We start from the raw sequence: 21,922 nt of genomic DNA on the forward strand, positions 1-21,922 counted from the left end.
TTAATTCTTTATAAATTTATTTTCCCAACTTCCCTTATTTGTATGGAGTTGAACGTGGTATATACCTGGACTAAAACCACTCACATCAATTTGTTCATACTTTTGAGTATCAGAATACATCCTTTGTCCCAATGCATTCCAGATTGTGAGGTTTTGTACCTCAAAATTTTTATTTTCTGGCATACATAAATTTAGGATATTTGTTACTGGATTTGGATAGAGTGTGATACTATTTTTCGTACCGATAACTTCTTCTAGTCCCAAATTTTCTTCTACTGTAAGATGCAAAGGCATAGTGGTGGTTGTACCACATTCGTTTAGCATTTCGCAGGTATAATCACCACTATCACTAATGGTCATTGCTGTAAGATTCAAAATACCGGTGGTTTGTGCTGGAAGTACAACTCCATTTTTTTTCCAGATGTAAGAAGTTGCATTTGTATTTTTAATGTCAAATGTAAAAGATTCGCCGATGTTGGAGGTATGTGTATCAGCATCAAAATATTCATAAGTAGGCTTACGGCATATTTCAATAAGGTCGCTGCTGTCAGATGGATAAAAATAATCAATTGAGGTCATTCCGGTCAGAGTTACCTCATTAGTGATGGGATTAAATTTAAAAACACCATGACCGTTTATACCATATAAATTCCCGTCAGATGATAAGAGCAAGCTGTTAAGAGCTGGTGTGAGTCCGGTAGGGTAAGCATTACCTATTTTTGCGAAATAATGAAGAACTGTTATATTCCCAGTGGTAAGGTCATATTCATATAAAGATCCTTTTACTTCCTGTTCGGGGTTTTCCTGATTTTTTCCTTTACCAGTCAGTACTCCATAAAGTTTATTATTTGGACCAGCTGTTAATGGACCTGGTAAAGAACCCGTGGTATTGCCATTGAAACTAATTTTTTTTGTAAATGTATTTGTAGCTATATTATATTCAAATAATGTACCATCACCAATGCTATTGTTCTCATAACCATAGTCGCCACCTCTCATTGTTGTGCCATAGAGCTTTCCTGATGCAGTTTGTACTAATGAGCCTGTTGGGCCTGCACCGTCGTAATAGGTACAATTAAAAGGATAAATGTAACTAAACGAATTATTAGAAGGGTTAAATCGTATTATGGATCCTAAAAGAGGGGTTAATGTAGGACAGGAGGAGTAATATTGAGTTGTGCCATATAAATTCCCGTCAGATGCTCTTATAAGTTCTCCTGTTATTCTGTTAGGAAATGCATTCATTCCGTTGTAAGGATTAACTACCAATGAACCAACAGTAGTGATTTCATTCAGCATATTATATTTAAAAATACCTACTCCTGAAGCTACACCATAAAGTGTTCCATTGATTGGCTCTATTATACCAGACTGAGGATTTTTCATAGTAGGCAATTGAGTGTTTCCAAAGGAGGTAACAACCTTAAAACGGTTTATAGTTAAATCATATTCAAATAAAACACCACCTGTGTTATCTGTCTGAGGTATATTATATCCACCTTGTGATGCCGTACCATATAGTTTTCCGTTAGAAGCGACAAATAATCTGCCGTAAGGCTTCATTCCGTTCGTTGAATCAAAATTATATACAGGCTGGGGATTGGCGCCATTTTGATCTGTCTTAAAAATAGATCCATTACCATATAATGTAGTAGCTGCCGTTGTGCCATTTATCAGTCCCCAATATTCTTTTTGAGCCGAAGCATAAGTAAGAGAAAATAAACAATAAATAAGGAGTAATTTTTGTTTCATCATATTGAAATGAACTAATTTAAAACGGGAAAGTTCTGGTGTAATATACCAAAACTTTCCAATTATTTAAATATAATCTGTCTGGATTCTTTTTTGCCATCTAAAGCTGCAAAACTAATTTATCGCTCTAGTAAATATAATCCGATTACAAGTTTAAACCCATCCTGAATTACTTGTGAAGTTATTCTTTTTACAAGTTATGAGTAGAAAATCAATCAAAGAGTTAAAGTACTAATGTATTGGCATTTATCCCTGAAAATAAGAATGATTATATTGGAAAAATTAAGATTGGACCAGCAGTAAATATAAGGCTGATTAACTTTCCTTTTTCATACCGTGAACTTTCCCTGGATGTTTCTCCGCATACGTATAGATTAGCTGCATGATATAATGATTGCTTTTATAGGGTGTAATATAATCCTTGATCTCCGATGGCTGCGTAATTCCTACCTCCGATGCGATATATCCCATTCCATAAAAGTGCCCCTTTTCAATCCATATAAAACTACGTTCCTCTGCCGTTCTGCCTTTATCTTTAATAAAAAAGCTTGCCCTATTTTCTAAAACATATTCAATGGCATTTTCTATTTGCTGATTATGATGCTCAATTGCAGGCAGATTTGTGAGGTCATGTTGTTGAGGAGATTCTGCTTCTGTAGAGGTGCAGTACTTACAAAACCTGTAGTCGATCTCAAACTTTTCTGTCAAACTCTGTAGTACGTTTATGCCATCATAAATTGTATTGAAAACTTCGATGCAGTTCTGAAATTTATTCACCTTGCCAATTACCAGATACTTGTAGCCATTACGTGCTTCATATTCGTAAAGTCCAAATTTTGCCTCGAAGCGCTTCAATGCCTTGTTATATATTGGCCAAAGTTTCTTAATTTCAGTACACTCTAGTAGCAGTGCCATTAACTCAGTGGCACATATCTCAAAGGAAATAGCATATATGTCTCTTAAGAAATGCTGTCTTTGGGGCGTAATTTTGTGCCCACTAAAATGTGAAGCGACACGTTTTTTTAAATTGACAGCCTTACCTACATAAATGACTTTTTTAGCCTGATTATAAAAATAATATACGCCAGGTTTTTCAGGTAGTTGCTCAAAGTCAGCGGGAGGCAGATTTGGAGGCAGGCGCTGGTCTTGTGCAGTCATCTTTACCATTTTTGCAATCTCGCCTTCTTCGTCCCATTGCAGTAGTCGGAAAAATAATATGGCGGTAGCATCTGCATCCCCACCTGCACGGTGCCGATTCTCCAGAGGTATATCAAGTGAATGGCAAAGTTTTCCCAGACTATATGAGGCTAACCCAGGTCTTATTTTTCTTGCTGCCCGAACGGTGCATAGTTTTCTTGCTGTCCATTTAAACCCAGATTGCTCCAATTCATGGCGAACGAACGAATAATCGAAGTTGACATTATGGGCAACGAAGACACGCCCCGTAAGCATCTCTAATACCTTCTCTGATATGTCATCGAATATCGGCGCATTTTTTACCATTTCATTGTTGATGCCAGTCAATGCAAAGATGGGAAGAGGTATTTCCTTCTGCGGATTTACAAGTGTTTCGAAACGGTCAATTACGTTTGTACCATCATGGATTACAATTGCAATTTCCGTAATACAGCTGCCACTGGCATTACCGCCTGTGGTTTCTATATCTACTATGGCATATTCCAGTTTTTTCATCTATTATATAACGTAATTTTTTGCATTCTTGCTAATGGGACAATGTGAAATATCTTATTTTCACTGTCCCATTTTATGGCGTGGCATGTTGTATTCATGCTCTTGTGGGTATGGGGCGCGATGTGTCATACTCACATCTTCCCGAATATGTTCATGTACTTTAAATTGCCTGTCGTTAGTATTAGAATAACGTGGATCTGGTATAAAGGGCATCTTAGCCATTTTGGTAACGGTTATTGTTGGAAAATGATAATCAACCTCAACATTTCCTAATAGCAGATAACATCCTCCACCTTGGAAGGGATATTTTTCCAGTGAATCTGTAAAATGTGCTGTATCGAAATATTCACCTTCTACGTCGATCCAGGTACCAAAGTACATTGTTCCTCTTTTGGTAGGAACATGTTTTCGAGAAATCAGATAAGCGAGCATTTTTATCGATTTCTTATGGTGCTTTACCAAGTCTTTAGCCATTATAGTACCTCTATATGTCGTTTGCAAGAGATCGAAAGGAGAACAAGACACTGGAAAACTCAATAGTTCTATTTCGTCAAAGGCATCTTCAAAAGCAGAGCGTTCCAATACAGGTAGCTTATATTCTTTAACGGGTTCCTGAATGAGCATCAGATTTCTATTTTCCGGCTTAAAATTCACCAGTATTAACCGGGCAATTACCAGTAATTGATTTTTAGTTTTACCCGTAAAGTGAAATGCACCAATAAAAATCAAAATTTGGATGCCTTCAATTCCAATGGGAATGCGATTGATAAAGTCTTCCAGGGATTTAAATTCCCCATGCATATCCCTTTCTTTGACTATAAACTGAGCTATTTTGGTTTCTAAACCTTCCAGATGCATCAAACCAAGATAAATATCAATACCATACAGATTTGTTTCATACTCACTTTTGTTCACACAAGGATTATGCACAATAGCACCTGACATTCGTGCCTCATGAATGTATACCTCCGTACGATAAAAGCCACCTTGATTGTTTATAACTGCAACCATAAACTCAACAGGGTAGTGTACCTTCAGGTATAAACTTTGATAACTTTCTACGGCATAAGATGCGGAATGTGCTTTGCAGAAAGAGTATCCTGCAAAGGATTCTATCTGCCGATATATTTCTTCGCTTAATTTTATGGGATGTCCTTTTTGCAGACAAGAAGCAAAGAAGTTGTCCTTTACTTTTTGTAAAGCTTCTTTCGAACGCCCCTTGCCGCTCATGGCACGACGTAAAATATCTCCATCAGCAGCTGGCAGACCTCCATAGTACAAAGCAATTTTAATAACATCTTCCTGATATACCATTATTCCATAGGTTTCTCCTAACTGTTCTTTGAATACCTCATGAAAATATTCAAACTTATCAGGATAGTTGTGACGGAATATATACTCTTTCATCATTCCTGATTGAGCTACCCCAGGGCGGATTATGGATGAAGCTGCAACCAATGTTTTATAATTGTCACATTTTAGACGACGTAGCAATCCACGCATGGCGGGGCTTTCAATATAAAAGCATCCAATTGTTTTTCCACGTTCTAAAAATAGATTGGCATTGGCTTCATTTTTAGATAGTGAAGTATTGCGTATATCTACTTTAATACCACGATTCTTTTCGATTAGTTTCACACTGTCATCAATATGCCCGATACCACGCTGGCTAAGGATATCAAACTTTTCAAAACCTATATCTTCTGCAATATGCATGTCGAATAAAACAATCGGAAAGCCTTTGGGTGGCATTTCCAGTACTGTATAGTTCGTGAGTGGCTCTTCTGAAATTATTATCCCACAAGAATGCATACTCCGCTGATTAGGATATTTTTCAAGCATCATGCCATATTCCTGTATATACTTTACCACTGAATTTCCACCATGCAAAGCCATCGGATTTTTAGCCAGCATATCCAATTCTTCTTTGGGTAGTCCGAAGACTTTACCAACTTCCCGAAATATAGACCGGTATTTGAACTCTACATTAGTTCCGCAAAATGCCACGTGATCAGCACCATATCGATTGAAGATATATTCCAGTATGGTATCGCGTTCCTTCCACGACCAGTCAATATCAAAATCAGGAGGGCTTTTACGGTTTAAATTCAAGAAACGTTCGAAGTATAAATCGAGTTCTATTGGACAGATATCAGTGATACCCAGACAATAACTTACGATGCTATTGGCTCCACTTCCACGTCCAATATGCAAAAAACCACAACTATTGCTATAGCGTATAATATCCCAGGTTATTAAAAAATAGCCACTAAATTCCAGTTCTTCAATTACTTTTAATTCCTTTTCGACTCGTGCTATAGCCTGAGTGTTAGTAGTGCCATATCTCCAAAGAAGACCTTGCTTAGCGAGACTGGTAAGTAAAGCCATATCACTGGTTCTACTGTTGGTATAGTACTTTTTATTTTTCGGGGTTTTAAAATCAAATTCGAAATTACACTGGTCTATAATTTTTTCGGTATTACCAATAATCTGAGGATAATCGCTGAATTTTGAAACCAGTTCTTCAAGTGGTAGCATCACTTCAGATGTTTTGCAATAATCGTTTTCGGTAAGTTTCGATAGAATAACATTGGTATCAATTGCTCGAAGTATTTTATGCAGATTAAATTCCTTTTTAACCCGGAAAGTAACAGGTTGAAAAATAACCATTTTATCAAGTCTTTGTTTCCATTGGGAACCAAATAATTTAGAAAGCTCTTCGGGACGGATACCGATATACTCGTGTTCTTTCAAAGTTGTCGGAGCATTCTCAAAAGAATAAATTATAAAGACCTCTTTGAATTCAGGTGCTTCTAAAGGCAAAACTGTATTGTCGAAATTATGCTTGGTCAAAAAACGATTCATTTCTGCAAGACCTTCAGCATTCTTGGCTAGCCCAATATAACGCAGTTCATTATTGCAACGAAATTCGATACCAATAAGTGGTTTAATAGCTACTGTTTTGCATTCTTTGATAAAATCATAAATACCTGTAACGGTATTAATGTCCGTGAGTGCCATAGCTTTCACATTGCATTGCACAGCTTGCTGCACCAAGTCAGTCAAGGGTATCGTACCATAACGCAGCGAATGGAAAGAGTGACAATTAAGATACATGATGCGTTAGTGTTTACGTTTTAAAATTTCTGCTTTGTTGTTGGGTTTGAATGTAGCACCGGCGCAACGCATCACGGCATCGAAACCATAGCGGCTTTTCATTTTATCCATCGCCTGATATAATGCTAACATTTCTTCTGTATCCTCAAAGAGATTGATTTGATAGGTACCACGAACCAGTCCACTAAAACGAATACCTATCAATCTGAGACGCATACGACGTTGGTACAACTTATCGAATAAATCGGTAATACTTTTAGTTAATATATGATCTGCAGAAGTGTATTGTATTCTGCATTGTTTGGTTTCTGTATCGAAATTAGAGTACCGTATTTTAATAACTACAGTAGAAGTCAACCACTGCTCAGATCGCAATTGAAAAGCCAGTTTTTCCACCATACCCACTAGTATTGATTTGAGTCTTTGGATATCGATTGTATCCTGGGTGAAAGTATGTTCTGTTGAAATTGATTTACGCTCTGTATAGGGTTCAACGGGGTTGTTATCTATACCGTTGGCTTTCTTCCATAATTCGACACCATTTTTACCAATCATTCGCTGCAACACCTCAGCAGGCATTTCTGAAAGCGTCTGGATTGTTCGGATACCGATTCTGGATAATAATTGAAAAGTAACATCACCGACCATAGGGATTTTCTTAATTGATAGTGGATTTAAGAAAGGCTGAACCATTTTTTCGGTTATCTCCAGATTCCCTTTCGGTTTTCCCTCGCCAGTAGCAATTTTAGAAACGGTTTTGTTTACAGATAAAGCGAAACTTATTGGTAGACCTGTTTCTTTAGTAATCGACTGAGCCAACTCATTTGTCCATTTATAACCTCCATAGAATTTATCCATCCCACTAATATCCAGATAGAACTCATCAATACTTGCCTTTTCCATAACTGGGGCTTTCTCTTCAATAACCTGGGTAACATCATGGGATAATTTAGAATACAATTCCATGTCACCTTTCATCACTCTTGCTTGTGGACAAAGTCGAAGCGCCATTTTAATAGGCATAGCTGAACGCACTCCAAATGTGCGTGCTTCGTAAGAGCAAGAGGCTACCACTCCACGGTCGCCACCTCCAATAATCAAAGGAATTCCTTCTAGTTTTGAGTTCCCCAGTCTTTCACAGGACACAAAAAAAGTATCTAAATCCATATGTACAATTGCTCTTTCCATCGTCGTCTCATTTTATACATGACAAAATTAGTACAGATTATAACAAAATGTTTTACATTTGCTGTTACAAATTATAACAAAATCGACATGTCTTTATTTTCCGACAACATCAGAAGCCTTAGGCTGAAAAAGAAGATTTCACAGGAAAAAGTCGCTGAAAGTCTTCTAATAACGCGAGGGAGATACGTTAAGTATGAAGATGGTAGCTCTGAAGCTCCCTATGAAATATTAAAAAAAATTGCCCATTATTATCATATTAGTATCGACCTGTTACTTTCTGTGGATGTTCGGAAAATCCCGATGGATGATCTATTGAAATTGGAAGGTAATAGACTAGTATTACCTATCACTGTAAGTCAAGATGGCGAGAATTTTATTGAGGTTGTCACGCAAAAGGCTAAAGCTGGCTATCTAAGTGGTTACGCTGATCCAGAGTTTATTGAAAGTTTAAATCATATTTCACTTCCTCATTTGGGACCTGGAAAGTTCAGAGCTTTTCCGATAGATGGTGATTCGATGCCTCCCCATAAGAATACAACATGGATTGTCGGCAAGTATATTGAGAATCTGCGCGAAATACGCAAAGGAAAAACATATATCTTACTTACTTTCAATGAAGGAATGACCTATAAACGACTGGAAAAAAAGGGTCTGGATTCATTGACTGTATCATCTGATAATATCAATTATAATCCTTATGATATTAAGTTATCTGACATACTTGAAATATGGGAATATGCTGCCCATCTGGGAGGAGATGATAGCAAATTAGAAGCGGGTGATTCAGAATCTTTAGAATCTGTCATTAGAAAATTGCAAATTGATATAATGGAAATTAAAACTAAGATTTCAATATAAAATTAATACAAGACTAGAAAAGCTTTTAGAACTTATGTTTAATTAGTTCATAAGTAGGATAAAGAAGGTCAAAGCTTTTAATTATTGTTTCCAAAATATTTTTTTCTGAAAGTTTACTATCCCCTGGGTGTATTTCAACACCAATAATAAAATAAAAATTATAGTCGGCTCTTAGAAGATAGTCCGCCAGTTGATTCTCATTTTCGAAAGTTCTAACAAATCTTCTCTCGTTATTTAATTGGATAAAATATTCATCAGGAAATCTTTCAATCAGATTAAACATTTCTATTCTATATCCAGAATCATTCTTTAAATTTGATTTTAAATTGTCACGATCAATTTGACTTCCCCTGTCTTTCCCGATTCGATTCCAAATACCAATATTATTATGATGTATAATAACTTGGAGCCTCATATAATCCAAAGGGGTTTGGTTTTCACCATATTCCTTTATCTCATTCATTCCACGTCCATAATGAAGCCAAATTGCACTAAGATCTTGAGCAGTATGCTGACTATGAATAGCTGAAGAAACAACATGTCCAGGGCTATAATGACGATCTATATTCCATTTTTTTGATTCAACTAAAGGAAATAATTCTCTATTGAGTTTATAAAGTTTTTGCCTGACATTCTCTCTCTGTTTAACTGCATCAGGAGATTCATCCCATGGTTTTCTACCTTCAAATGCTTGAAAATGTTCTTTTTTAAAGAATTGATTTGCAAAGTCAATTTCATCTAAATTGAACACATCACTTTCATTTTTAAAAATCTTTTTTAATTCCGCACGATCCTCACGCATTCTTTCTTTGCGTTTTTTAAACAATATCTCATATGATTCTAAAAAGTCTTCAGTTATTTCATTTGAATGCTTATATAAAGTATTGAACCACTCTATTAATCCATTACAAAAATCTTGATCATGGATTTTAATGCTTAGTTCTATGTTTTTGTCAAAACCACCTTCAGTGCAATTACCAGAACCGACGTATGCAATTAAATTGTCATTTGTCCTAATAATATAGGCTTTTGGATGAAATAATGTCTCCGTTTTGTGATATACACGACTATTAAATCTGTCCAGAGCATTTAATTCTTTCAATTGTCTAAGTACCTGTGGTGAAGTTGGAAGTCCTATACCAACTAAAAAGTTCTGTTTTGCATCATTATCGATATGATTCTGAATATAATTAAAACCACTATCAGAAACCATCGCAACAGCAATCCAAATTTCATCACAATTTTGTAGCTCTATTTTTAAATCGCTTATAAGTTTTAACTTTCGTTGTATCATATCTTAAATATTATAGTTCAAAGCTTTTAGCCGATTGCCGTATATCTGTAAAAGTAGCCTTTGTCATTATGTAGATTATTCATTTGGGTATTCCGTAATATTCCGTTCAATTCTCTTTTCATTCTGGAACCATCCGAATTGTGCAGCTAGATTCTGTAAATAGTTTTCAGTTATTTCAGTTATTTCGGAAGCTTGAAATAATCCGAATTTCCATTGCTTCATTCCACGAGTGGAAGCAAGCATAACTATCTTGTCATTTTTTTTAAAGTACGCATATAGTTGTTGAGCACTAAACAAAATTGCATCAATTTCTTTTTGTTCCTTTTCGATGGGATAATATATAAAAAGAAAACCAATACCATTGAATACTGTATATCTTCTAGCTAGAATACCTTCTTGACCTTCATACTTATTTACAAGTTCAAATAAATTATTTGCCATAATTCTTCTTTCAAACCTACTCATGGTCATAAATTCTTTAGCCAAGAGTTCTCCGTCCTTTAATGGAAGTACATCAGTTTTTACTAAGTGATCGATAAAATAACTCTTCTCTTCTTCTAATTTTTTCAAAAGAACATCTTTATTAGCATGATATTTTTGCCATTTTCCCTGTAAAGATTTGGTAAAATTTTCAAAATCTTTTATTAACGCCTCTGGAAATTCTCGAGCATTCATTAAGTACTGTGCTATTAAATCTTTTTCGTTACAATTACAAGGAATTCCTTCATTAGTAATAAGCAATTCTTCTCTTACTTTTAAATACTCTGTCAAATCTTTAATTGTATCCAATTCGAAAATTATAGCTTCAAATGTTTCACGATTGAAAATATTGACTGTTCCTTTGACTTGATCATGGTCAATAAAGTCATAATTTTCAAAATCTTCACCAACACTAACAGTAATTTTAAACACATGCTTAAAATCATCGGGATTAAATTTTTTCTCGCCTTGCTGCATATGATGCAGAACTATTTCTTTAGAACCGAACAATTTTCTTTGGGCACCGAATAATTGTTTTGATGATTTTTCAACTACTCTTTTTAAGAATCGTTCATAATTACCATTAACATTATAGTTTTTAACCGATACAATAATAGCTGTATCGAAAAATAGAATGAGCAGGTCGCAAATTTCTTTTTTATCTCCAACGACATCCTTCGGATTAGGGTAACACCAATATTTTAAATAAGATGTTTCCGCAAGTTTTGTCACGAAATTTTCACCTTCAATACCTTTATCTACAATCTCTTCTGATTCCATTTTTTTTATTTATACAAATCCCATTGCTATTAATTTTCTGCAAAATCCGCTATTACTTCATTAATTTCTTTCATACATTAAAAAAAAAAAATCATTTATATAACGTATAAATAGTGAAGTAAGTTTTAGTATGCTATTCTTTATATGATTCTAAATATTCAATTGTGTTCGCTAATATTTCCTTAACCCTATGATGGTCAAAAGTTTTATTATCGCTTTTAAAAGTTTGTGTGATTCCTTTTTTAGTATTCTCAAAAGCTGTTTGATTTAAATTCCCTTTAATTAAGTGAAGTGCATATTCTTCTCCCATATCTGGATAAGGCTTTTTATAAGGGACTTTATAAAGCTTTGCAAATGGCTGTAAGAATTCTATAACATCGGTCTGATCAGCGATATTTTCAATTACAGTCTGATCAATTACAGAACCAGACCAATTTAAATTATCACCTTTAATATGAGCGTTCGCTAATCCTTTTCCATAAATTATGTTTGCACTATAAATAGAGCCAACTGTATTAGTTTGTTTTCCGGAAATCATTTCCAATTCGTCACAGTATATAACCCCTCTTATTGGAAAATTCAATAAAACTTCTTGCCCGTTAAATCTGTGAGCTACAATCAGTAATTCTTCAAGACTTTCAATACTATCATCGTTTGTCCAAAAAATGACTGTATCCGAAATATTCAAACAGTTAATTCTCGTTTGGCTTGTGTCAGATAAAATTCGACCATTCTTCGGTTCTTGATATTTCCCCTGTCCCAGTGCCATTTCAATATCTCTTAGAATATGACTTACTCTTTCTTTTAAATATTTACTATCATTATTAAGAATAAACTCCTTATATCCCAAAAAGTCAAAATATGCTATATATTTTTTCATATTGTCTTGATTTATATAATCCTATTTTTACTATTATTTTTTTTAACAAATCTAACTATGTTTTAAATATAAAAATGTTAATGAAAGTAATTTCTAACAGAAAACTATAAGGACTGTTTTTATCAATTGAATTATATCGGTAAATTGTTCTTATAGCATCATTTTACTGTTTACGTTTTTTACTAAGCCTTATTTTTTCTTAATTACCAAATAGATCTGTCTGGGATCATTAAGTAATCGCTCCATTTCAGAATGAATTATATCCTGAATGTCCTGTTTTATTTGAAGATAATTGCGCTGGATCATTGCGTTGTCCAATTTGCGCACCGGAGGTATTTCTTTATAGCTTTCTTCTTCTTTTTTAATTGCCTCATGGTCATTTACAATTTCGCAGTGGAAGGTTTTTAAATCAATTTTGCAATCGGGATCATCTGCGACCATCCCTACAAATTCACCAGAACTAAGACCGGAAATTTTGGAAGGTGGTACTGCCGATTCCAACTGTTTTGAACGACTGATTGAAGTATCCCCACTGTTAATTGATAGGCTTTCCCTGTCTTGCATAATCTTTCCAAAACGTTCCGATAATTGTTTGGAGGTATCTCCAGTTACTTGTCCACTGATGATATTTCCGGTAATATTCATAATCACATCAGCCTGTTCACGACCATAATCTTTACGCAACTGGCTAAAGTCCTGGATTCCCAAACAAGTGGCTACTTTATTGCTACGTGCAGTGGCAATTAGGCTATCTACATTATTGAGGTAAATAGTCGGAAATTCATCAAAGATGAGGCTGGATTTCATTTTACCTTTTTTGTTTACCAGCTTCACAAGTCGGTTTACATATAGCGATAAAACAGCTCCATAAATTTGTATTTTCTGTGGGTTATTCCCCATACATACAATTTTAGGTTCTAGTGGGTTATTAATGTCCAAAGTGAAGTCGTTTCCCGATAGTACATAATACAGTTGTGGTGATGAAAGCCTTGCCATTGCTACCTTTGCTGAAGCAATTTGTCCTTCTAATTGCTCCATCACATCATTGAGGTATGCGTTCACAAAGGGGTTAATCAGAACCTCAATTTCTTTTTCTGTCCTAAGTAATGTAAAGAGACTGTCGTAATCTACTTGCATGAGTTCAATTACATGAGGTAGGGTACAAAATTCCCCATCTTTATATCTCCTGAGATACCATATAATAGCCGATAAAAAGTTAATAGGAGATTCCACAAAAAAATCTCCTTGCCGTTTGATCCATTCTCTGTTCAGTCCCATTAAGATCGTACGGGCAGACTCAGAAGCATCGGTAATATCTTCCATACTCTGAGGGTCTAAGGGATTACAACGGTGCATGATTTTATCGAAATTTATAAAATAACATTTAGGCAGTACCTTATAAACATGCTTATATTTTTCAAAAGTATTATAGACTATTTTGGATAAGTCATCATACTTAAAATCATACACAAACATGCTGAATCCTTTTTTGATATGCTGAGTGATCACGTGCCTAATTACAAAGTAAGATTTACCGGAGCCGGGAGTGCCCAGAACCATCAGTGCTCTGAAGGGATTAATAATATTTATCCAGCTGTTTCGTACTTTATCTTTTAAATGATAGCGAGCCGGCAGATTAATAGAATATTCATTTTCAAGAAGCCGTTCTTCCTGAGGAAAGGTCTCGTTTTCTTTATTGAAAATATCCTTCTGGTTAAGTCTGTTTTTTATAATTCGGGATAGTAAAGTACCACCTGAAAGTATCAAGAGGAATCCAATTACAGTCAAGCTCATATAGATTGTAGCAGCTTGTACGATTTTTATTTTTAATAGCAAAGAAAGATAGCTTATGAAAAAAACCAACAGCCCTGTAATTATATAGGCAAAAGCCGTTTTATAATTGAGTTTTTCGTCCTTACGTCCTTTAGCTCCAATGAGTGAAATCAGTAAAAATCCTAAGGCAAATAGCTTGGACTTATGAAAATTACTAAACAACCCAGTGTTGTATACATTGCCCAGAATTTTATCACTAAAGGCACTAACAAGATGCCAATCCTTAAAAGCGGCATAACAATAATAATAAAAGTGAATACTTAAAATAATGATACTGATGAGTCTTGTCATATCCAAGATCTTTCGTAGCGCCTGTTCATTTTCTCCTGTCTGCATTGCCATGATTTCAATTTTTATTGATTATCAGATTGTCCTCTTCTTTTTTTCTTTTTTCGTTTTCCCTTAAGCTGGTTTGGAACATAATTGGCGGCATGCTCAGATTGGGTTAACAAATCGAGAAGTTGTCCCAGATTCATATTTAATTCAGCAGGTTTATTATTTTCAAAAGCATCACTTAAAGGAGTCTTATTACCATCTGATACTGCCTTTTGAAATATATTGTCATCTATTTTTTCAGTACCAAAAAACAATACTTTTTGTCCCACTAATGCAGATGCTTCGCAACGTTCCTGTATCGCTTTAGCACTGTACTCTTTTCCAAGTACACTGCCATTAAAAACACACTTGGTAGTGTGGTCTACATAAGTAATTCCATAAAGTAATCCTTCTGCATTTTTTCTAAAAACAGTATTGATACCGTCTTTTTCCAATAGTCCTACCAATTCAGTTAGTGACATTTTTGTCCTTAAAAATGCCTTGTCAATAGCATTTTTTATTCTGCTTTTATCCGAAATTTTATCAGTAGATTTTGATGTGAATTTGTCTTCTAAAAATTTTAGAGTTGGTTTGTCGTAAAAGTCACTAGCCTTTATGGGTACTCCCATAGGTTTTCCATTTTCATCCAGTATCCGATACACCAATCCTTTAGTTTTAAATATCCTTGAATTTTCATTTCCCCGGTCTGCCAAAACATTATATTGCTTTAAGATAGCATTGAGTTCAGCAAGACTACCATATTTATAAGACGAAAGTACCTCGGACAACACATTTGAAATTGCTTTTTTCGACTGGATTCTTCCGTATCTGACTTTACCCATAACAATAGGCTGGATTTCTATATTCTGATTTTTTCTACGTCCTTCAGCTATTACAAGACCAAAGGATTTTTCAATTTCTTTTCTTGCCGTTTCAGATTGATTTCTACCTATATTATGCGTGTCAATCCGACTACCATCAGCCCGTACTTTTATGGAGACCAAATGAATGTGTGGATGTCCCGAATCGTGATGCTGGTATACCAAATAAGGTTGTTCTCCAAAACCAATTTTATCCATATATGTATGGGCAATATCCATCAATTTTTCTTTGGAATAATTTTCTGATGGATGAAAATTCAGTGAAATATGAACACTGTTTCGCTTTACATTATCATTCAAAGCTGCTTGTTTTAAGAACCTGTTCACCTTCATAGTACCACTCATTTTATCCACATCCATAGGATAATTCCCTTCACCGATACATGCTGCTACACCCTGTTTTACTTTGTTTTCGTTATAGTTAAAAATGTTATGTATCGAATGTCCTGTCTTTATGATAGCAACCATCTTGCTGAAAATTTTTGGATGTATTCTTTGATTTCTTCCACTTTGTCCAAGAGCTTTTTTTTATCTTGTTCTGAACTGATAATCCAGACTTTAAATTCTGGAATTTTGTCAAGGGTATGGAGCTTTTTTACTACTTGGTTGAAGTTGTTCCCTAATGCACTTAACTCACCTCTGAGTCGTATAATCTCAAGCATAAATTCGTCAAGAGATTTGTTACGATAATTGGTCGTAATAGGCTTATTGAATAGGTGGTTGCGAATGTAGTCACTTAGCTTACGGGAGCTACTGGCTTTCCATTTACGCTCAATTTTCAAATACTCTTCGGGCGTAAATCGCAAGCCCACAATACGTGTCCTGTTTGAATTTTCTCTTTCCATCATCTTTCATTTTCATCATTATCAAACTCTTTTTATCCTTTCAGTACCACTGCGAACGAGTCCCGAGTATAGAGCAGCCAGAATCGGTTGTTTAACAACCGGACATCTGGCCGATTGCAGGAACGTGGCAATCTTTCTTCTACTTTAAATGTTTTTTAGACATTCCAAATATTTATAAAATGTTCAAAACTCAAATTTTTCATTTATAAGCACTTTTTGGAAATTTTGTATTCATAGTCCTATTTTCGTCATTCAATTCGGCTCTAGCTGACGCAATAAATATTTGCAGCTTCTGAGAAAATTATTTTTAGTTCTACTTTCAAGACTCAAGGAAAGTGCATGCTGTCGACAATTTTTCTCTGTTCTAATTACTGAACAGCGGAGCCAAATCAAATTCACTTTTCTCATTAAAAAAGACATGCTCTTTCAAAGAGATAACTTCTTTTAAAAACAATAAGATCCTGACTATTTTCGGGAAGGTTTTTATTGTTATTTTCAGGAATAAAAACAGTTCAAAGACCGCTTGAATTGAATTCGTTTTTGAAACAATATTTCTTAAAAAAGCAGCCTTAAAATTCCACTTTATACCCCTTATGGTTTTATGTAATTCTAATCAACTTAGTGAGTGAAACCTTTTATATTTTTTTTACTCTCTTTCTCCATTTCAAATGCGAAGTTAGATAAGCTAAATGAATCCAACCTATCATGGGTATATTATGCCCATGATACTTTGACAATGGCTTTATACCTTTGTAGAAAAGATTATTAACTTAAAACGTGAAGATTATGACAACAAATGATGCAGCCAAGATTTTAGATACTGTGCTTAGTATCCCTGGTATGAATGAAGTGGTGAAAATTGATTTAAAAATTTCACGAAAGAATGTATTGTTATTAACTCACGTTATTGAACGTGGATTATCTGTTAAAGACAGTGAAAAAACATCGATTCTTTTAAAGAGCCTTTCTGATGAAAATCTGCAAGAATTAAAACTACTTGCAGGTGAATGCCTTCAAAAAGCAGGTCTGATAGAATTCAGTGAAAAGCTTACTAATCTGAGTGAACCTAGTAAGTAAATCAAAGCTATTTAATTCAAAATGAAGTAATGCCATTCAATAGTAACTATTGAGTGGCATTTTTTGTTTTGCATAGTTTGTTTTGTAAGAAAAGAAATACTGTTTTTGTTTTCGATAGTAAAATGGCGGGATTTTCTATAATTTTTGGGGTACATTGGCGGGATTTTCGCAACACGTTGTAAAACAAACTACCATAACTTTGTTCCTGGTTCGATTTCAACTTACTTACCCAAATCCCAAACACTTAACATTTTACACCTTACAGAAATTGAAACCAGTACCAAAAGCATGTAAAAATCTTTACTCATAAAGTAGCACGCTAGCAAATAAAATTCTAATAAAGGTTATGCGCTTTTACATACCCTATAACTGTATTCGTTTTAAATTAAATACTCAAATGTTATGAGATTGAATAGGAATATCAAGAGAATCATTCTAGATGTAATTTGTATGTTATATGTCTTTTTATTTGTGTACGCCGCCTCAAGTAAATTATTTGATTTTGAGAACTTCCGTGTACAATTAGGACAGTCACCCTTATTGAGTGCATTTTCCGACTGGATTTCTCTACTTGTACCCATTATAGAACTCATAATTTGCGTGTTGCTTATTATTCCTAAATTTCGTTTTATTGGACTGTTCGCATCATATGGTTTAATGGTTATGTTCACTGCTTATATTTTCATAGTACTTCATTATACAGCTTTTGTACCTTGTTCTTGTGGAGGTGTTCTCGAAAAATTGAATTGGACACAACATTTAATTTTCAATTGCATTTTTATCGCAATGGCAATATTGGCAATAATCCTATATTACTGCAAGGATGAATCAGTAAAAGATAAAGTAAAATCAAAAACACTTTTTTCAATATTTTTCATTACTACATTTTGTAGTATCGCTATAATAATTATCTTATTCTTAATGTCTGAGAATATCATCCATTACCATAATAAATTAACCAGACGTTTTCCTCATACGCCGATTCAGACAACTAATAGCACCAATCTTAAACTTAATTCTTACTATATAGCAGGAGTTGACAATCATAATATATACTTAGGAAATACTACAGCTCCTTTATTGATTACTGTACTGGACCGAGAACTACATCAAACCCAAAAAAAAGTTATCGATCTTGACCGAAAAGATCTTCCTTTTCAAGCAGTAAATATTATAGTACAAGCACCATATTTCTTTGTGGTGGATGGAAGAATACCATGTATTTATAGAGGTAATATAAAAGATTGGAAAGCCAAAATTAGAAAAAAGGGAGGAGAGTATTTTACAACGGCAGAGGCAATCGATTCTACTGCAATTGCAGTACGAACCCATTCCTCAATAAATGGCGAAAGTATTTTGGGTGTAATTAATTTAGTGGATACTACACAAACAATTTTAAATCCTCAAGTTCTAGAAAAACAATTTGATGGTGTATTTGATACAGACGGTCAGCTACTGTATAGCACCGGTCTCAAAAGAATTATTTTCCTCTATGCCTACCGCAATCAATTTACAGTTGCAGATAATGATTTAAAAATTGATTTTAGAGGAAACACCATTGATACTATAACACGCGCAAAACTGAATATTGTAAAAGTTGAGAAACACCGTCAACGAAAATTTGCAAAACCGCCTTTATTCGTTAATAAAAGTAGTGCCGTTTATAATGACCTTTTGTATGTCAATTCAGCAATTCCAGGACGATATGAAGAAGATGATATGTGGAAAAGTGCCAGCATAATAGATGTTTATGATATCATTGGTAATCGATATCTGTTCAGTTTTTGCATCTATGATATAGAGGGCAAAAAAGTGAGAAATTTTGTTGTGTATGACAATAAATTGTTTGCCTTGATAGGTAACCATATTGTTCGTTGTGACCTGGATAAAAAAATTATTTCTAAGTATAAAAAATAAATGAACTGTATTAAAAATCTATTGGCCAATAGCAGGGATCTGATCGAAAACCTGTAAAAAAGAGTAGATCATTAACTATAAATTTTATTATTATGAAAACTAATTTTTTAAAATTCGTATTGCCAATGGCAGTAGTAGCACTTGGATTGACTAGTGCTATGAGTACTAACGCTATGGATAAAAGTAGCGAAGAATTGGCACCAATTATGGGATGGAAACATGTTTCTGGTCCGAACCCTTGTGAGAGAGTACAAGTATGTTCCAATTCAGGAAATTTTGACTGTACAACTCCGGATGGTGAGCAACTTTACGCCAAACCGATTTCAACATGTCTAACTCCTCTAAAAAGGAACGTACAATAGTTGAGACTTTGGTGTAAATTTTGATGCCGTCTATTAATTAGACGGCATCATTTTTTATTAGTCTAGGAAAGCTTTTTATTGAAATCCATTTTCCATCCAATCTTTTGGTTGGTCATTCTTTAAGTAATAACCAAACCATTGTTCAATACGTTCGTTGAGATCTTTTTGATTTTCTCGCTTTGATAAACTGTGACCTTCTTCAGGATAAACCAGTAGGATATGAGATCTATTAAGCCTTCGCAGAGCCAAATAAAACTCCATACTTTGAAGGTAATGTATATGCCTGTCCTGCTCACCTGTCCATCCAAGTAAAGGGGTCTTAACGTTAGCTGCTTTTAAAACTGGTGAATTGTTCAAATAGCTATCCATATCTTCGAATAGCGATTTACCAATGCGCAATTGATCGTGTTCAGCACGATAAAAATCAGGTCTGCTAAAAGTGCTTCCTACGTAGAGATAACTACTTACAAGGTCAGTCCATGCAGCGCCAGAAACGGCTGCTGCAAACCGGTCTGTCTGTGTTATAATCAGATCCGTCTGATATCCTCCAAATGAATGCCCAATTAATCCAATCTTTTTTTGATCAACAAAACCTCTCGCAATAACTGCATCAACTGCTGATAAGACGCATTGGGTTGCCGACTGACCTACGTTCCCTTTTTCAAAAACCATATCGGGGAGAAAGACAAAATAGCCTTGTGTGGTAAGATTTGTAATATTGAAACCATCACTGGTATAAGAAGTAGGATTCACATAATTATTAAAGTATTGAAACTGTCTTTCGTATATATGCACCACCATTGGGTACTTAATCCCTTCTTGATATCCAGCTGGAAAATATAAAATACCTGATAATTTTTCACCTCCAACAATAAAGCGAATAGGCTCGGTTTTACCCCAATAAAAATACTTTTGCTGGTTGTTCGTTTGGAAAACTTTTTCCGATGACTTCTGGTAAGACATAAGTGTTGGAGCTACTTCATAACTCTGTTCTACATAAATATAACTATCACTATTGAGAGCTTTGGCAATCTGATTAATCCTTTTTGATTCCCATACCAATTCTTTTTCTCCGGTTTTAAAAGTCCACTTAAAGAATCCGGATGCTCCTGAATTTTTATCCGCAGCATCAAGTAGAAGTCCTTTTTCTAATTGCAGGGATATACCCTTAGTTTCAATTTCATGTTCTGGGTAAATTGGGGCTTGTTTTAGGTTTTTAATTCGGTAGGTTCTTTCTATTTCTCTACCTCTTGTAAGGCGCTTTTTAATTTTACCATCCACTGATATTTGCCATAAATCATACTGATCGTACAGGACAATACAATTGTCCTGTACCGTCCACCCAGCATTTCCATAAGGAGTTGCTTCAATGGGTTTATCCTGATCCTGTCGAAAAAAAGACAGCGGTATTGAAGCAGTGATGTTGGCATGTGTGTCAGTATTTATATCATATATCCACCAGTTCCCTTCTTTTGGATAGGCTAAATATTTTCCATCAGGGGAAGGAATTGTTAGATTATCGCCAGAGTATTTTTCTAGAATTCGTTTTCTTTTTCCTAATTGTAGATTTACAATATACAAATCAAAAGGACCATCAAAATTACTTTGAGGTTCATAAGCTATAGGATCATAAATAAATGCATTTTTATAATCGCTACTGAGAAATCCTTTTGGAATTTCCCTGTCGGTAATTTGCACAAATCGGTTGCTTTTCACGAACCAGACTGCCATTTTATCCATAAGTGTATATTGTCCAACATACTTTTTGTGATCAAAGAGGAGTTTATCGGTAGTATTCCAAACTTGTACAGCCTTGGAATCAATATTTGGATGGTGTTTTATATCTTCTTTTATCCAGAAAAAAATACAATCTCCATCATCCGATATTGTAAGGGATTGATACGTCTCATTTGAAATTTTCATATCTTCTGGAAAATTATGCTGTTTACGTGAATCAAAACAATGTAGTCTACCGCTTACTACATTGTAACTAAAAAGTTGAGGAGCTTCTTCGATATTTTGTACAAAAGCAATTGTAGTACCACGCCAGTTCAAATTCTGAAATTTTCCTTTAGTGTCAGATAGTATATGATGGTTTTCCACCTTAGGTCCCAAAGTAAGATAGGCAATTTCATTACCCACTAAGGACTCTTTACAATAGAGTACACCGTTGCGATTGGGTTCAAGACGCCACTGGCTTACATTGGGTATTTCAAACTTCTTTTCTCCATTTAGATCCTGAACAACAAGTAGGTATTTATCATTGGATTGTTTTAGCAGCATTAACAAAAACCGGTTGTTTCCAGAAAATGAAAAATCTTGAACATTTGCTATTTTTGTTAGTGTACCCTTCTTTAGATTAGTAACAGTAAGTGTATCATTTGCAATACATGCAAACTCTGACTCACCGTTAAAAGTTCCATCTTTCGCACTGGGAAAATTGTATGTGATGTTGCCTTTAGTACTTTTTACAAACAAGCTATCTTTCTTAGATTCATACATCAATAGATAACTTACCCATAGACCGTTATTTGATAATTTTCTTGTCAGGATTTTGCTCCAAAGATGATAATCGGCTTTGCTCAATGCACGTTTTGGTATTTCCTGCCCCCAAGAAGTAGTAGCCATTACCAAAACTATAAAGCATATAA

15 protein-coding genes are annotated in these 21,922 nt (G+C 34.7%); 4 read left to right on the top strand and 11 right to left on the bottom strand.

The genetic code is table 11. From position 1 onward, the window contains the following. The 4 genes from OIU83_RS01285 to dinB form a co-directional block, all read right to left on the bottom strand. Entirely contained in the window at positions 1-1,755 is a 1,755-nt protein-coding gene (locus OIU83_RS01285; RefSeq protein WP_264204472.1) for a choice-of-anchor tandem repeat GloVer-containing protein, read from the bottom strand. A gap of 312 nt (positions 1,756-2,067) precedes the next feature. After that, on the bottom strand, positions 2,068-3,444 hold the full coding sequence (locus OIU83_RS01290) for an exonuclease domain-containing protein (protein WP_264204473.1): 1,377 nt from the start codon (positions 3,442-3,444) through the stop codon (positions 2,068-2,070). A 60-nt stretch (positions 3,445-3,504) separates the two neighbouring features. Beyond that, positions 3,505-6,561 carry a DNA polymerase III subunit alpha gene (locus tag OIU83_RS01295; protein ID WP_264204474.1) on the bottom strand — a complete coding sequence of 1,019 codons (3,057 nt, stop codon included), beginning with the start codon at positions 6,559-6,561 and terminating at the stop codon, positions 3,505-3,507. 6 nt (positions 6,562-6,567) lie between these two features. Then, complete coding sequence (gene dinB, locus OIU83_RS01300; RefSeq protein ID WP_264204475.1) at positions 6,568-7,749, bottom strand: DNA polymerase IV; 1,182 nt, start codon at positions 7,747-7,749, stop codon at positions 6,568-6,570. Between the two features lie 87 nt (positions 7,750-7,836). Here dinB and OIU83_RS01305 point away from each other — a divergent pair, with 87 nt between their 5' ends. Continuing rightward, positions 7,837-8,607, top strand: coding sequence for an XRE family transcriptional regulator (locus OIU83_RS01305; protein WP_264204622.1), 771 nt, complete (start codon positions 7,837-7,839; stop codon positions 8,605-8,607). Positions 8,608-8,632: 25 nt separating this feature from the next. Here OIU83_RS01305 and OIU83_RS01310 read toward each other — a convergent pair whose 3' ends face one another. The 6 genes from OIU83_RS01310 to OIU83_RS01335 form a co-directional block, all read right to left on the bottom strand. Further along, positions 8,633-9,901: a phospholipase D family protein gene (locus OIU83_RS01310; protein WP_264204476.1), complete on the bottom strand. Its 1,269-nt coding sequence runs from the start codon at positions 9,899-9,901 to the stop codon at positions 8,633-8,635. A 75-nt stretch (positions 9,902-9,976) separates the two neighbouring features. Next, a complete protein-coding gene (locus tag OIU83_RS01315; protein WP_264204477.1) occupies positions 9,977-11,161 on the bottom strand; it encodes a hypothetical protein in 1,185 nt (394 codons plus the stop codon). 133 nt (positions 11,162-11,294) lie between these two features. Beyond that, the gene (locus tag OIU83_RS01320; RefSeq protein ID WP_264204478.1) at positions 11,295-12,041 is read right to left on the bottom strand and encodes a hypothetical protein; all 747 of its coding nucleotides are present in this window, start codon (positions 12,039-12,041) and stop codon (positions 11,295-11,297) included. Positions 12,042-12,230: 189 nt separating this feature from the next. Next, on the bottom strand, positions 12,231-14,210 hold the full coding sequence (mobC, locus tag OIU83_RS01325; protein WP_264204623.1) for a conjugal transfer protein MobC: 1,980 nt from the start codon (positions 14,208-14,210) through the stop codon (positions 12,231-12,233). A gap of 17 nt (positions 14,211-14,227) precedes the next feature. After that, entirely contained in the window at positions 14,228-15,538 is a 1,311-nt protein-coding gene (locus OIU83_RS01330; RefSeq protein WP_264204479.1) for a relaxase/mobilization nuclease domain-containing protein, read from the bottom strand. Further along, positions 15,523-15,915: a plasmid mobilization protein gene (locus tag OIU83_RS01335; RefSeq protein WP_319005339.1), complete on the bottom strand. Its 393-nt coding sequence runs from the start codon at positions 15,913-15,915 to the stop codon at positions 15,523-15,525. The genes OIU83_RS01330 and OIU83_RS01335 overlap by 16 nt, the downstream gene beginning before the upstream one ends. 786 nt (positions 15,916-16,701) lie before the next feature. Between OIU83_RS01335 and OIU83_RS01340 the strand changes: the two genes are divergently transcribed. The 3 genes from OIU83_RS01340 (at position 16,702) to OIU83_RS01350 (ending at position 19,271) form a co-directional block, all read left to right on the top strand. Further along, on the top strand, positions 16,702-16,992 hold the full coding sequence (locus OIU83_RS01340; RefSeq protein WP_319005340.1) for a hypothetical protein: 291 nt from the start codon (positions 16,702-16,704) through the stop codon (positions 16,990-16,992). A gap of 402 nt (positions 16,993-17,394) precedes the next feature. Beyond that, positions 17,395-18,909: a MauE/DoxX family redox-associated membrane protein gene (locus tag OIU83_RS01345; protein ID WP_264204481.1), complete on the top strand. Its 1,515-nt coding sequence runs from the start codon at positions 17,395-17,397 to the stop codon at positions 18,907-18,909. 92 nt (positions 18,910-19,001) lie between these two features. Further along, on the top strand, positions 19,002-19,271 hold the full coding sequence (locus OIU83_RS01350; protein ID WP_264204482.1) for a DUF6520 family protein: 270 nt from the start codon (positions 19,002-19,004) through the stop codon (positions 19,269-19,271). Positions 19,272-19,346: 75 nt separating this feature from the next. Here OIU83_RS01350 and OIU83_RS01355 read toward each other — a convergent pair whose 3' ends face one another. Continuing rightward, positions 19,347-21,899 (bottom strand): S9 family peptidase, encoded by a 2,553-nt coding sequence (locus OIU83_RS01355; protein ID WP_264204483.1) that lies wholly within the window; start codon positions 21,897-21,899, stop codon positions 19,347-19,349. Positions 21,900-21,922: the final 23 nt, after the last annotated feature.

The organism is Flavobacterium shii (assembly GCF_025847235.1).
In the GTDB taxonomy this organism is placed as follows: Bacteria; Bacteroidota; Bacteroidia; order Flavobacteriales; family Flavobacteriaceae; genus Flavobacterium; species Flavobacterium shii.

What these genes read in the sequence shown, in the direction of transcription:
- dinB (WP_264204475.1), bottom strand. Translation starts at nt 7,749, where the DNA reads ATGGAAAGAGCAATTGTACATATGGATTTAGATACTTTTTTTGTGTCC.
- OIU83_RS01295 (WP_264204474.1), bottom strand. Translation starts at nt 6,561, where the DNA reads ATGTATCTTAATTGTCACTCTTTCCATTCGCTGCGTTATGGTACGATA.
- OIU83_RS01330 (WP_264204479.1), bottom strand. Translation starts at nt 15,538, where the DNA reads ATGGTTGCTATCATAAAGACAGGACATTCGATACATAACATTTTTAAC.
- OIU83_RS01285 (WP_264204472.1), bottom strand. Translation starts at nt 1,755, where the DNA reads ATGATGAAACAAAAATTACTCCTTATTTATTGTTTATTTTCTCTTACT.
- OIU83_RS01310 (WP_264204476.1), bottom strand. Translation starts at nt 9,901, where the DNA reads ATGATACAACGAAAGTTAAAACTTATAAGCGATTTAAAAATAGAGCTA.
- OIU83_RS01345 (WP_264204481.1), top strand. Translation starts at nt 17,395, where the DNA reads ATGAGATTGAATAGGAATATCAAGAGAATCATTCTAGATGTAATTTGT.
- OIU83_RS01335 (WP_319005339.1), bottom strand. Translation starts at nt 15,915, where the DNA reads ATGGAAAGAGAAAATTCAAACAGGACACGTATTGTGGGCTTGCGATTT.
- OIU83_RS01350 (WP_264204482.1), top strand. Translation starts at nt 19,002, where the DNA reads ATGAAAACTAATTTTTTAAAATTCGTATTGCCAATGGCAGTAGTAGCA.
- OIU83_RS01290 (WP_264204473.1), bottom strand. Translation starts at nt 3,444, where the DNA reads ATGAAAAAACTGGAATATGCCATAGTAGATATAGAAACCACAGGCGGT.
- OIU83_RS01305 (WP_264204622.1), top strand. Translation starts at nt 7,837, where the DNA reads ATGTCTTTATTTTCCGACAACATCAGAAGCCTTAGGCTGAAAAAGAAG.
- OIU83_RS01320 (WP_264204478.1), bottom strand. Translation starts at nt 12,041, where the DNA reads ATGAAAAAATATATAGCATATTTTGACTTTTTGGGATATAAGGAGTTT.
- mobC (WP_264204623.1), bottom strand. Translation starts at nt 14,210, where the DNA reads ATGCAGACAGGAGAAAATGAACAGGCGCTACGAAAGATCTTGGATATG.
- OIU83_RS01340 (WP_319005340.1), top strand. Translation starts at nt 16,702, where the DNA reads ATGACAACAAATGATGCAGCCAAGATTTTAGATACTGTGCTTAGTATC.
- OIU83_RS01315 (WP_264204477.1), bottom strand. Translation starts at nt 11,161, where the DNA reads ATGGAATCAGAAGAGATTGTAGATAAAGGTATTGAAGGTGAAAATTTC.
- OIU83_RS01355 (WP_264204483.1), bottom strand. Translation starts at nt 21,899, where the DNA reads ATGGCTACTACTTCTTGGGGGCAGGAAATACCAAAACGTGCATTGAGC.